Below are 12293 nucleotides of genomic sequence, written 5' to 3'. Positions count from 1 at the left end.
GCTGCGGTGCCGCGGCCGGAGCGTTGGGGCGGTGTCCCGCTGGTACGATGGCAGGCAGATTTGGCATGTTTTTACTGAAAGGCCTTGATGACTGTCGTCCCCCTGCCGCTTGAGCAGAACCAGCACGCTGACACCCTGATCCACGGAGCCGACGGCGGTTCCGAGGTGCGCCGTTCGGTCCTGCCCGGCGGCGTCCGGGTGCTCACTGAAGCGATGCCGGGCCAGCGTTCGGCCACCATTGGTTTCTGGGTCGGCGTCGGCTCACGCGACGAGGCGCCCGGGCAGCACGGCTCCACCCATTTCCTGGAGCACCTGCTGTTCAAAGGCACCAAGCGGCGCACTGCCCTGGAGATTGCCTCGGCCTTCGACGAAGTCGGCGGGGAATCCAATGCCGCCACCGCGAAGGAAAGCACCTGCTACTTCGCCCGGGTGCTGGACACTGACCTTCCCATGGCGATCGACGTCATCGCGGACATGATCACCGGCGCCGTGCTGGACCCGCAGGAGATGGAGCAGGAACGCGACGTCATCCTCGAGGAGATCGCGATGGACAGCGACGACCCCACCGACGTCGCCCATGAGCACTTCGTCGCCGCCGTCCTGGGCACCCACCCGCTCGGCCGCCCGATCGGCGGCACCCCGGACGCCATCCGGGCCGTCGCCCGCGACTCGGTCTGGGACCACTACCGCCGCTACTACCGCCCGGACGAGCTCGTGATCACCGCGGCCGGGGGCCTGGACCACGACGTCGTCTGCGGACTCGTCGTCGATGCCCTGCACTCCGCCGGCTGGAGCCTTGAACCCGACGCAGCGCCCGTGCAGCGCCGCTCCACCGACCGCGCCTCCATCACCGGCACGGCCGGCCTGCACGTGGTCAAGCGCCCGGTGGAGCAGGCCAACATCATCATGGGCTGCCCCACCATCGTCGCCACCGACGACCGCCGCTTCGTCATGAGTGTGCTCAACGCCGTGCTCGGCGGCGGCATGTCCTCCCGGCTGTTCCAGGAGGTCCGCGAGAAGCGGGGACTGGTGTACTCCACCTACTCTTTCGCCTCCTCCTACGCCGACGCCGGCTATTTCGGCATGTATGCCGGTTGCACGCCGTCGAAAGTCCGGCAGGTCCTGGAACTGCTTGGCGCCGAACTCGACAAACTGGCCGGGGGAGGCATTTCCGAGGAGGAACTCCGCAAGGCGGTCGGTCAGCTCTGCGGCGGCATCGTGCTGGCGCTGGAGGACACCGGCTCCCGGATGTCCCGGCTGGGCCGCGCCGAACTTGTCTCCGGGGAATACCAGGACATCGACGAGACCCTGCGCCAGATCAAGGCCGTCACCGCCGCCGAGGTCCAGGAGCTGGCCCGCGAACTGGCAGCCGCCCCGCGGACCGTCACGGTAGTGGGTCCTTTCGAGGAAACCGAGACCTTCGGCCTCTGACGACCGCCAACCCCTGGAAGGAAAATATGGACCGGCCGCTGCCAGGCAGTGCACACGAGGCGCTTGAGACGTTCCTGGGGCATTGGACCGGCACCACGCGGTGGCAGGCCACGCCCTGGGGGCCAGCGCGGGTTGCCAGCGTCGAAGTGACCTTCGCCCGGGCAGCCGCCGGGCTGGCCGTTACCCACAGCTACCGGCACACGGAAGCCGACGGCACCCGCTCCGAGGGCCACGGTGTCTTCACCATGGACCCGGACCGTCCGGACACCCTCTGGTACCACGTCAACAGCATGGGACTGCCCCCGGAAGCGCCCGCCCGCGCCAGCTGGCAGGAGGGCACCCTCACCATGGAGCGGCGCAGCGACCGCGGCACGTCCCGCCATACCTTCCGGGTGGACGACGGCGTGCTGACGCACAGCGCCGGACTCCGGCTGGGCTCCGCGAGCGAATTCACGCCGCTTATGATCTCGGTCTGCCGCCGCGCGGCCCAGGGTGCCGCCGTTTCCGCCTAAGGCATCTGGCCTCCCTGCGCTGCCGTCATGCCGCCGTCGAGCGCGGTCACCGCCTGACCGTGCCCAAAAAGTTGCCATAACGTTGCAAAGCCGCCCTGAAATCCGTTGACACGCTGTGAGCTGGATCACGAAACTGCCGTAATCTGAATCACCATTCAGGTTCAGCGCAGTCCCATTCAGCTCTCCTGCTCAGATTCCGCAGCGAGGCAACCGCGACGCCCTGAGCAGCCCGGGCAACAGCTTCGCCTAGCCGCCGGCGAACGGCGGCAGCACGTCGACGACGTCGTCCGGCTTCAGCGCGGCCGCACGGTTCCGCACGGCCACTTCGTTGAGCAGGAAACTGCTCCGGGACAGCAGGCGCGCCAGCGGCGGCGTTCCGGCCGGAGGCTCCGGACGCTCGACGGCGAGGATCGCCGCCAGGAGCGAGTCGACGGTGGCGTCCGTGGGAAGTTCAAAGCGTTCCTCCTCGACGCCGGCGGCAGCGCGCGCGGCAGCGAAATAACGTACGTTCACAGGTGGTTCAGCCTCCGATGGCGCTCATGCTGCGGTCCGGCTGGACGAAGTCCGGGGCGTCCAGACCGACGTGGTCCATGCCGTGGGCCTTGGGCTTGATCCACATGGCGTCCTGCCAGCGCCCGGCGAGCTGTTCGTCGCTCGCGCCCTCACGGAGCAGTCCCAGCAGGTCCACTTCCTCGCGGGAGAACAGGCAGCTCATGATCTTGCCCTCGGCCGTGATGCGGGTGCGGCGGCAATCGGAGCAGAACGGCTCGGTCACGGATGCGATGATCCCCACGGTTCCCAGCACGGGCCCGGCAGCCTCGGCCGTCCCGGGCACGCGGGCCCGGACCTCGAAGCGTTCGGCCGGGGCGCCGTCGCGGTCCCGCGGATCAGCGCTGAGCACGTAGTCGGCCGAGAGCAGCTCACGGATCTCCGCGGCGGTGATCATGTTCCGGCGGGTCCAGCCGTGGTCGGCGTCGAGCGGCATTTGCTCGATGAAGCGCAGCTCGTAGCCGCGGTCCAGCGCCCAGGCCAGCAGGGCCGACGACTCGGCGTCGTTGATGCCGCGCATCAGCACGGCGTTGAGTTTCACGGGGCCCAGCCCGGCGGCCCAGGCGGCGTCCACGCCGGCCAGGACCTTGTTCAGGAAGGGGCGGCGGGTCAGCTGGGTGAACGTTTCCTCATGGAGCGAGTCCAGCGAGACGTTGATCCGGGACAGCCCGGCGGCCTTGAGCCCGGCGGCTTTCTTGTCCAGCCCGACGGCGTTCGTGGTCATGGAGATCGGAAGGTCAGGGTGGGCCCGGCGGAGCGCCGAAATGATGTCCAGCAGGTCGGCCCGGACCAGCGGTTCACCGCCGGTGAGCCGCAGTTCGCGCACGCCCAGCATGTCGACGCCGATCCTGACGATCCGGACGATTTCCTCCGCCGACATCACCGCCTGCTTGGACAGCCACTCCAGGCCCTCGGCCGGCATGCAGTAGGTGCAGCGCAGATTGCATTTGTCCGTCAGGGACAGCCGCATGTCCGTGGCGCGGCGGCCGTAGCGGTCGACGAGCCCGGCGGGCATCCCCGCGGGACGCCCGGGCAGCTGCGGGCCGGACGTGCCCGCGCCGGGGCCGTCATCCGCGCGGGGCTGGGGCATACCAAGCTGAACACTCATAAGGTCAGGCTACGCCACCTCAGCGCCGGCATCACTCCTGTTGGGCCCGGCGATTGCACCATGGGGGTCCCGCCGGGTTCCCGATGCCGTGGGTCATGCATGGGTCATACGGCCGGGACGGCGCGAACCTATGCTGGAGGAGTGAACACCTCCCAGCACGGGCAGCCGGGCCCACTTCCAACCGGCCCGGACACCGCTGGGCCGCGGATGACGGACCGCCAGGCGACCGGCTGGGCAGCCGCCGCCGGAGTCGTGGCCGTCGGTACCGGGCTTGCCCTGGGGGAGCTCGCGGCAGGACTCGTGAGCCCCTCGCTCTCGCCGGTGACCGCCGTCGGCGGCGCCGTGATCGACGTCGTGCCGCCGGGCGTCAAGGATTGGGCCATTTCGCTCTTCGGCACGGCGGACAAAACCGCCCTGCTGGGCGGCATGGGCCTCGTCATCGCCGCGCTGGCTGCCCTGTCCGGGATCGTGGAGCTGCGGCGCCGCTTCGCCGGGGTAGCCGTCATAGCGGTCTTCGGCGCGGTGGGGCTGGTGGCCGTCCTGAGCCGGACTGAACTGACCGGGAACGCGGTCCCGGTCCCGCTGCTCGCGGCCGTCGTGGGCATGATCCTGCTGCGCTGGCTCATCGGCCGGCTGGGGGAGTGGCGCACCGAAGCCGGGCCGCCGGAAGCCGGGCCGCCGGAAGCCGGGCCGCCGGAAGCCGGGCCGCCGCCCGCCGGGCCGCCGCCCGAAGGCTCTGCCCCCACGGTGCAGCCTCCATCCCGCCGCCGCTTCTTCCAGGCGCTCGGCGGAACGGCCGCCGTCGCCGTGGCCGCCGGTGTGCTCGCCGCGACGTTCCGGGGAGCGGCCGCCGTCGTGAATGAAGTGCGCAGCAAACTGGCGCTCCCGGTGCCTGTGTCACCGGCCCCGCCGATCCCGGCCGGCGCCGAGGTCCGGCTGGACGGCGTGGGCCCGCTGGTGACCCCCAACAGGGACTTCTACCGGATCGACACCGCACTGCGCGTCCCGGTGCTTGACCCGGGCGAGTGGGCCCTGAAGGTCACCGGCCTCGTGGAACGCCAGATCTCACTGGACTTCGCCGCGCTGCTGGCCAAACCCCTGATCGAACGGCACATCACCATCGCCTGCGTCTCCAACGAGGTGGGCGGGGACCTGATCGGCAACGCCCGCTGGCTCGGCTGGCCGGTCCGGGAACTGCTGGCCCTCGCCGGACCGAAGGACGGCGCGGACATGGTCCTGTCCCGCAGCGCGGACGGGTGGACCGCCGGCACCCCGCTGGAGGTGCTGACGGACAACCGGGACGCGCTCCTGGCTGTTGGGATGAACGGCGAACCGCTGCCGCTGGAGCACGGCTTCCCGGTCCGGCTGGTCGTCCCCGGACTCTACGGCTACGTCTCGGCGACCAAGTGGGTGACCGAGCTCAAAGTGACGCGCTTCGCGGACGACGTCGGCTACTGGACGCCCCGCGGCTGGAGCGAGAGGGGACCCATCAAGACCTCCTCCCGCATCGATGTGCCCCGGGACGGCAGCTCTGCGAGCGCCGGGACGGTGGCATTCGGCGGGGTCGCCTGGGCCCAGCACACCGGGATCGGCCGGGTGGAGCTCCGGGTCAACCGCGGCGCGTGGCAGGAAGCGGAGCTGGCTCCCGGGATCTCCCAGGACACCTGGTACCAGTGGAAACTGGAACTGCCGCTGACTCCCGGCCAGTACGAGGTCCAGGTCCGCGCCACGGACCTCAACGGCGCCGCGCAGGTGGAGGACCGCGCGCCGGTGGCGCCCAACGGGGCCACCGGCTTTCACACGGTTAGAGTTGACGTGAAGTCCTAACCGCCCGGCCACCACGCCGGGCCGTGGAGCCGGGCCAGGGAGCCGCGCCGGCGAACTCAGTCAATGGCTCACGACGAGGGGTCACCAACGCATGCACCGCACCCAGACACGGCACGTCACCGTGGAAGCGCACCGCGAGTCCGTCCGGCACCTGCTGGCCCCGCTCCGCCGCCCGGACCGGATCGAACTGCTCCCGCTCCTCGCGGCACTGGGCCGGGGACTCGCGGTGGATGTTGTGGCTCCGCTGGACCTGCCCCCTTTTCCGAATTCGCAGATGGACGGCTTCGCCATCCGCAGCGCCGATGTGCCCGACGGCGGCACTGAACTCCGCGTTGCCGCGCCCGTGCCGGCCGGTGCTGTGCCCCCTGGCCTGGCCCCCGGGACAGCCGCCCCGATCATGACCGGCGCCATGATGCCGCCCGGCGCGGACGCCGTCGTACCGATCGAACAGGCCCTGCCGGCGGTCTTCCCCGCGCCCGGCGTGCCGGCCACGGTCCGGCTGCCCGCCGTCCCGGCCGGGAACTTCATCCGCGACGCGGGCAGCGACATCCGCACCGGGGAACTGGCGCTGGCCGCCGGAACCTACCTGGGACCCGGACAGCTGGGGCTGCTGGCCGCCCTGGGACTCACCGAGGTCCCGGTCCACCGGGCGCTGCGGATCCTGCTGGTCACCACCGGCGACGAGGTCGTGGAACCGGGCAGCCCCCTGGGCCCCGGCAAGATTTACGACTCCAACGCCACCCTGCTGGAATCCTCCATGCGACAGGCCGGCCTCGACGTCACCCGGACCGGAATCTCCACGGACCGCCCCGAGGAACTCGCCGGCCTGCTGCGCCGGCATGCGGCGGACGTGGACCTGATCGTTACCACCGGCGGTGTCAGCAAGGGCGCGTACGAGGTGGTCCGGCAGGCGATGGAGGGCCACAACGTCGAGTTCTTCGGCGTCGCGATGCAGCCCGGCGGCCCGCAGGGGATCGGAACCTTCGAGGGCGTCCCGGTCCTCGGCTTCCCGGGGAACCCCGTGAGCTGCCTCGTCTCCTTCGAGATGTTCCTCCGGCCCGCGCTCGGCGACCTCTTCGGCTCGCCGGCGCAGCGCCCCGTGGTCAGGGCACGGCTGGCCGAGGCGCTGGCGTCCCCGGCCGGCAAGCACCAGGTCAGGCGCGGCACGGTCTTGGCCGACGGCACTGTCCGGCTGGAAGGAGGCGCCGGTTCGCACCTCGTCAGCGCCCTGGCGCGCTCCAACGCCCTGATCCAGGTCCCGGAAGGAATTGCCGCGCTCGCCGAAGGCGCCGAGGTGGAAGTATGGATGCTGTGAACGAAGAAAACCCCGCAACAAGAACCCCAGGCCTGACCCACCTCCGGCAGGACGGCACGGCCCAGATGGTCGACGTGTCCAACAAGGCCGAGAGCACCCGCGAGGCCACCGCCACCGCCACGGTCCGCAGCACCGCCGAGGTCCTGACCCTGCTCGGCGCGGGGGACCTGCCCAAGGGCGATGCCCTGGCCGTCGCCCGGGTCGCCGGCATCATGGCCGCCAAAAAGACCGCAGACCTGATCCCGCTGTGCCACCCGCTGCCGATCGCCAAGGTCACCGTCGACTTCGAGCTCGACATCGACACGGTCACCGTTTTCGCCACCGTCAAGACCCGCGGGCTCACCGGCGTCGAGATGGAAGCGCTGACCGCGGCGTCGGTGGCCGCGCTCAGCGTGTACGACATGATTAAGGCCGTGGACAAACACGCGGTGCTGACGGATATCAAGGTGCTGGCCAAAAGCGGCGGCAAGAGCGGGGACTGGACACGATGAGCATGCACGAACCACACCGGCACGGCGAAGCCACCGGGCGGAAGGCCGGCGTCGTGATCGCCTCCACCCGGGCCGCGGCCGGCATCTATGAGGACCTGACCGGACCTGTCATCATCGACTGGCTCACCGAACACGGCTTCGAGGCCTACCCGGCCCTCGTGGTCCCGGACGGCGAGGCCGTGGGCGCAGCCCTGCGCGCGCTCCTGACCCAGGCGCCGGCGGTCATCATCACCAGCGGCGGCACCGGGCTCAGCCCCACCGACGCCACCCCGGAGCAGACCCTGCCCCTGCTGGACCGGGAGATCCCGGGCATTATGGAAGGCATCCGCGGGGCCGGGACCGCCAAGACCCCGATGGCGATGCTCAGCCGCGGCCACGCCGGCGCCGCGGGCCAGACCTTCATCGTCAACCTCCCCGGATCCCCGAAGGGTGTGATGGACGGCCTCAGCGTGCTGGATCCTATTCTTGGACACCTGTGCGACCAGCTGGAGGGCAGTCATGGCCACTGACTCAACCTTTGACGTGCTGAACGCCGTGCTCAGCGCCGAACCCATCTCCGTGGACCAGGCCATTGCCGCGGTCGAATCGGACACCGCGGGCGCGGTGGTCAGCTTCAGCGGCGTGGTCCGGAACCACGACGGCGGCAAACCGGTCCGGCGGCTCAGCTACAGCGCGCACCCGACGGCGCACCAAGTGATGGCCGACGTCGTCGCGCAGCTCGTCGCCGAACAGGCCGCCGGGACAGACGCAGCCGGTCCTGGAAGCGGACCGGGCAGCGGACCGGCCCAGCCGGTGCGGATCTGGGTGGCGCACCGGATCGGGATGCTGGAGATCGGTGACCCCGCGCTGGTCTGCGCCGTCTCCGCCGCGCACCGGGGCCAGGCCTTCGCGGTGTGCTCGGAGCTCGTGGACCGGGTCAAGGCCCAAGTGCCGATCTGGAAGGAACAGTTCTTCACCGACGGCACGGTCGAGTGGGTCGGCGCGGGCGAATAGTCCGGCCCTAGTCCGGCCCCAAATCAAGGGATCAGCACCGTGCGGCAGGCCTGTAACGCGGGGCCGCCGGTTCAGGCGGGCACCCGCCCCGGCGGTAGGGTTGATGGCATGACCGAACAACTCGCAGTCGCCGTGCTGGGCGCGAACGGGCGCATGGGCGCCGAAGCGGTGACCGCCGTCGAGGCCGCCGCCGACCTGAAACTTGTCGCCGCGCTGGGCCGGAACGACTCCCTGGATACCCTCGTCGACGCCGGAGCCCGGATCGTGGTGGACCTGACGGTCCCCGGGAGCACCGAGGCGAACGTCCGGTTCGCCGTCGAACACGGCATGCACGCCGTCGTGGGGACCACCGGCTGGGATGCGGGGAAGCTGGGCCGGCTCGAGGAGCTTCTCGCCGGCCAGGCCGGCATCGGGGTCCTGATCGCCCCGAACTTCGCGCTCGGCTCGGTCCTGGCCTCCGCCTTCGCGGCCAAGGCCTCGCGCTATTTTGAATCGGTGGAAATCATCGAACTGCACCACCCGGACAAGGTGGACGCCCCGTCCGGAACGGCCGTGCGCACCGCGCAGCTGATCTCCGCCGAACGTGTTGCCGCAAGCCTCCCGGCCAGCCCCGACGCCACCACGAGTGAGCTCCCCGGCGCGCGCGGCTGCGACGTCGACGGGGTCCGAGTCCACAGCGTCCGGCTCCGGGGCCTCGTGGCGCACCAGGAAGTCCTGCTGGGCGGGCCGGGGGAGCAGCTGACCCTCCGGCACGACTCCTTCGACCGTGCCTCGTTTATGCCCGGCGTGTTGCTGGGTGTGCGCAACGTGGCCTCCCATCCGGGCCTCACCGTGGGCCTGGACGGCTACCTGGACCTGGGGCTTTGAGCGCCGTGGCCAACGTCCTGACTGCGTTCAAAGCCAACCGCACCAAGATTTGGGTCGGTGCCGTCACGCTCCTGCTGGTCTTCTACCTCGTGGTGTCCTTCCAGCGCGCGGTGCTGCTGATGACGGACGCCAACCCTGTGGCCAAGGCCATTGGCGTGGCGTATCTGCTCCTGCCGGTGATCGGAGCCTGGGCGCTCGTCCGCGAGCTGCTGTTCGGCGCCCGCACCGAACGGCTGGCGAAAATCCTCGACGCCGAGGGCGGCCTGCCGGAAGACAACCTGCCGCGCACCCCCGCGGGGCGGATCATCCGCGAGGCCGCGGACCGTGAATTCGAGAAATACCGTGCCGAGACGGAAGCCGCGCCGGAGGACTGGCGCTCCTGGTTCCGGCTCAGCTGCGCCTATGACGCCGCGGGCGACCGCAAACGGGCGCGTGCCTCGATGCGCGACGCCGTCCGGCTGTACCGGACGGGGTCCCGCCAGGCCTGAGCCGCGGACCGCAGGCCAGGCGCCGGGGAAGCTACCGGATGCGGGCAGGCTGGTAGCGGCCGAGCTGGTTGGCGGCATGCGCCACCCACTCCAGCGGCCCCCGCCACGCCAGGGCCGCGAAGATTCCGCCCAGGATGAGGATCGCCACGGCCTGCGCCCAGTAGATGCCCTCAACCGTCCACCCGGACGGCAGCGGCTGGCCGTACAGCGCGGCCATCACGCACAGGTGGGCCGTGTAAAAGCTCAGGGTCATGGCGCCGGCACCCCGCAGCGGGAGCAGCACGTCCAGCCCGGTCCGCTGGACCAGCCGGCCCAGGAGCAGACAGACGCCGACGGCGGCGGCCGCCACCCCCGAGGTGTGCAGCAGATCCAGTGTGGTGCCGGAGTGCGGGGCGCTGGAGGCGAGCCACCAGGCGGAGCCGGTCTGGTTCACGCCCGCCAGGTTGACCTGCAGGAGGCTCGCCAGCGGGTACGAGGGATTGAGCAGGGAAGCCTGCAGCGCCGCCCGGCCGCCGAGGTCCTCCATCATCACCACGCTGAACCACTTGGCCAGGACCGCCACTACGGTTCCCACCGCCAGCAGCAGGACCGGGACCACCGCTGAGGTGAGGGCGAGCCGGCCGATCGCGAGGCCGATCAGCAGATAGGCAATCCACTGGAGGACGGGGTAGTAGCCGGTCAGGAACAGGTCCCCGAGGAGCACTGCCGGGGTGGACAGATCCTCCCACTTGGGGTTATGGCCCAGTTGCAGGGGCGGTTCGGCGGCGAGGAGCCAGGGCCGCAGCAGGAAGGCGAGCGCCGGGCTCACCAGCACCCAGCCGGCGGCCAGCACCAGAAGGTGTTTGACGTCCAGGCCGAGGAATGGCAGCACGCACAGGAACAACACGGCGTAGTGGACCAGGATGATGGCGATGTTCACCTCGAGCCCGCCGATGGAGAGCCCGACGGCGCCGACCACCAGCGCGCGGAGGGCAATACCCCGGCGGGCAGCCCCCAGTTGCGGACCCTTGAGCGGCCGCTGTTTGCCGGTGGACAGTGCCAGTCCGATTCCGGCCAGGACGGCGAACAAGGCCGAGGCGCGTCCGGAAAACACGAGCCCCACCCAGGTGGGGGTGAGCTGGGCATCGGACTCGAAGGTGGGGAAGACGTGGGTGGCCATCATGCCCAGCAGGGCCAGCCCGCGGGCAGCGTCGATGCCGGACAGCCGCGATCCGGGGCTGGTCGTGGTGCTGCCTGCGCCTTTACGTCCCGCCCTGCCCCTGCCCCGGGCGGTCCTGGCTGAGGAGGCTGTTCCGCGCGGGGTCATGTCTCGATCGTCTCATATGGGCCTGTGCGGCAGCCTGCCCCAAGTGGTGGGGCGCGGCACTCTTGTATTCGAATATATGTTCGAATAGCATGGGCCCATGAACAACACACCAGAGCCCGTCTTCCCCGCATCAGGGACGCGCCGCTCCACCACGCCGGAACAGCGCGTCCCGGACGCGGGGTCCGGTGTCCTCAAGGCGATGAGTCCCGGCGTCGTGGATTTCCTGTTCCGGCAGTTGGTGGCCGGCGAAGCCGCGGAGGATGTCCAGTGGCAGCGCGAGGGCACCGTCCTCTCCGCCCAGGCCCCGGGGGCGGAACTGGCCCGGCGGCTCGCCGAGACCGACCTCGACTCCCTCACCCCCACCGAGCTGTTCCACTACGTGCGGGCCGCCCAGCGGCTCGCGGCATGGGCTGAGTCCCTGCGGGAATCCGCGGTCGGCCGCTACTGCGCCACCCCGCCTGGAGGAGATGCCCCGCCTGGAGGTGATGCCCCGGCGGTCTGACGGGCTGTCCCCAGCCGGGCTGGCCTGCCCGCGGCGGGACGCAGTGCCTAGGATGGCAGGATGACCACCACGCTGACGCTCTCCGCCGTCCAGTACACGGCACTCGACGGCGGCATTCCCGCCAACGTGGCGGAACATATCCGCCTCATTGAAGACGCAGATGACCACGGTGCCCGGCTGGTGGTGTTCCCCGAGCTTTCCCTGACCGGCTACGACCTCCAGGGGCTGGCGGACCCGGAGCGGTGGGTGACCGCCGGGGACCCGCGGCTGGACGGCCTGCGCGAAATCTGCCGGCGGACCGGGATCACCGCGGTCGTCGGTGCCCCGTTCAGGGAAGCGGACGGCACGCCCCGGCTGGCCTCGCTCGCCCTGCACCCCAACGGCGGACTGGAAGCCGGCTTCAAGGTGTGGCTCCACGGCCGGGAGCAGCCCTTCTTCCGCGCCGGAGACCAGGCGGTCATCCTGGACCTGGACGGCTGGAGGATCGCCTTGGCCATCTGCCTGGACGCCGCCCGTCCGGTTCACGCCGGTGGGGCCGCGGCGGCCGGCGCCGACGTCTACGCCGTTTCGGCCCGCTATGCCGCCGGCGAGGACCACCGGCTGGCACTGCACCTTGGCGCGCGGGCGATGGACCACCGGATGTTCAGCGTGCTGGCCAACCTCGGCGGCACCACCGACAGCGGGCCGTCGGCCGGCGGGAGCGGATTCTGGGGACCCGACGGGCTGGTGCTCCGGCAAGCGGCCGGCACGGGGACCGAAGTGCTGACCGCGACCCTGCAACACAGCGCACTGGACCGCTACGGCCCGGAACGTCCCGCCCGGAATCATGCTGCCCCGGCATCCCGCGGTCCGGCCGCCGGATGATGCGCCGGGGCCGGATTTGATCTTCATCACGTCGCCGTCA

Annotated in this window: 14 protein-coding genes; 11 read left to right on the top strand and 3 right to left on the bottom strand. The window is 70.7% G+C overall.

Going from position 1 to position 12293, the window contains the following annotated elements; all coding sequences use genetic code 11:
* The first annotated feature begins 87 nt into the window (after window positions 1–87).
* Window positions 88–1431 carry a M16 family metallopeptidase gene (locus ABIB29_RS15895; RefSeq protein WP_354173770.1) on the top strand — a complete coding sequence of 448 codons (1344 nt, stop codon included), beginning with the start codon at window positions 88–90 and terminating at the stop codon, window positions 1429–1431.
* A gap of 26 nt (window positions 1432–1457) precedes the next feature.
* Window positions 1458–1943: a DUF1579 domain-containing protein gene (locus ABIB29_RS15890; RefSeq protein ID WP_354173769.1), complete on the top strand. Its 486-nt coding sequence runs from the start codon at window positions 1458–1460 to the stop codon at window positions 1941–1943.
* A gap of 246 nt (window positions 1944–2189) precedes the next feature.
* Here the strand turns inward: ABIB29_RS15890 and ABIB29_RS15885 are convergent, their stop codons facing one another.
* Both ABIB29_RS15885 and moaA read right to left on the bottom strand, forming a co-directional pair.
* A complete protein-coding gene (locus tag ABIB29_RS15885) occupies window positions 2190–2456 on the bottom strand; it encodes a MoaD/ThiS family protein (protein ID WP_354173768.1) in 267 nt (88 codons plus the stop codon).
* Window positions 2457–2463: 7 nt separating this feature from the next.
* The gene (gene moaA / locus ABIB29_RS15880) at window positions 2464–3600 is read right to left on the bottom strand and encodes a GTP 3',8-cyclase MoaA (RefSeq protein ID WP_354173767.1); all 1137 of its coding nucleotides are present in this window, start codon (window positions 3598–3600) and stop codon (window positions 2464–2466) included.
* A 207-nt stretch (window positions 3601–3807) separates the two neighbouring features.
* Between moaA and ABIB29_RS15875 the strand changes: the two genes are divergently transcribed.
* The 7 genes from ABIB29_RS15875 (at window position 3808) to ABIB29_RS15845 (ending at window position 9581) form a co-directional block, all read left to right on the top strand.
* Complete coding sequence (locus ABIB29_RS15875) at window positions 3808–5427, top strand: molybdopterin-dependent oxidoreductase (protein WP_354173870.1); 1620 nt, start codon at window positions 3808–3810, stop codon at window positions 5425–5427.
* 91 nt (window positions 5428–5518) lie between these two features.
* Window positions 5519–6742, top strand: coding sequence for a molybdopterin molybdotransferase MoeA (locus tag ABIB29_RS15870; RefSeq protein ID WP_354173766.1), 1224 nt, complete (start codon window positions 5519–5521; stop codon window positions 6740–6742).
* Window positions 6730–7233, top strand: coding sequence for a cyclic pyranopterin monophosphate synthase MoaC (moaC, locus tag ABIB29_RS15865; protein WP_354173765.1), 504 nt, complete (start codon window positions 6730–6732; stop codon window positions 7231–7233). Before ABIB29_RS15870 ends, moaC begins: the two co-directional genes overlap by 13 nt.
* Entirely contained in the window at window positions 7230–7742 is a 513-nt protein-coding gene (locus ABIB29_RS15860) for a MogA/MoaB family molybdenum cofactor biosynthesis protein (protein WP_354173764.1), read from the top strand. The genes moaC and ABIB29_RS15860 overlap by 4 nt, the downstream gene beginning before the upstream one ends.
* Entirely contained in the window at window positions 7732–8226 is a 495-nt protein-coding gene (locus ABIB29_RS15855) for a molybdenum cofactor biosynthesis protein MoaE (RefSeq protein ID WP_354173763.1), read from the top strand. Before ABIB29_RS15860 ends, ABIB29_RS15855 begins: the two co-directional genes overlap by 11 nt.
* 108 nt (window positions 8227–8334) lie before the next feature.
* Complete coding sequence (dapB, locus tag ABIB29_RS15850) at window positions 8335–9093, top strand: 4-hydroxy-tetrahydrodipicolinate reductase (RefSeq protein ID WP_354173762.1); 759 nt, start codon at window positions 8335–8337, stop codon at window positions 9091–9093.
* A gap of 5 nt (window positions 9094–9098) precedes the next feature.
* Window positions 9099–9581 (top strand): hypothetical protein, encoded by a 483-nt coding sequence (locus tag ABIB29_RS15845; protein ID WP_354173869.1) that lies wholly within the window; start codon window positions 9099–9101, stop codon window positions 9579–9581.
* A 31-nt stretch (window positions 9582–9612) separates the two neighbouring features.
* Here ABIB29_RS15845 and ABIB29_RS15840 read toward each other — a convergent pair whose 3' ends face one another.
* The gene (locus ABIB29_RS15840; protein WP_354173761.1) at window positions 9613–10887 is read right to left on the bottom strand and encodes a heparan-alpha-glucosaminide N-acetyltransferase domain-containing protein; all 1275 of its coding nucleotides are present in this window, start codon (window positions 10885–10887) and stop codon (window positions 9613–9615) included.
* A 97-nt stretch (window positions 10888–10984) separates the two neighbouring features.
* Here ABIB29_RS15840 and ABIB29_RS15835 point away from each other — a divergent pair, with 97 nt between their 5' ends.
* Window positions 10985–11389 (top strand): hypothetical protein, encoded by a 405-nt coding sequence (locus ABIB29_RS15835; protein ID WP_354173760.1) that lies wholly within the window; start codon window positions 10985–10987, stop codon window positions 11387–11389.
* 60 nt (window positions 11390–11449) lie between these two features.
* Window positions 11450–12253 (top strand): carbon-nitrogen hydrolase family protein, encoded by an 804-nt coding sequence (locus ABIB29_RS15830; RefSeq protein WP_354173759.1) that lies wholly within the window; start codon window positions 11450–11452, stop codon window positions 12251–12253.
* The last annotated feature ends 40 nt before the right edge of the window (window positions 12254–12293 follow it).

Source organism: Arthrobacter sp. UYEF36, assembly GCF_040547025.1.
Taxonomy (GTDB): domain Bacteria; phylum Actinomycetota; class Actinomycetes; order Actinomycetales; family Micrococcaceae; genus Arthrobacter.
Note: the sequence above shows the minus strand (reverse complement) of the source record. Positions and strands in the feature narration are given on the sequence as shown.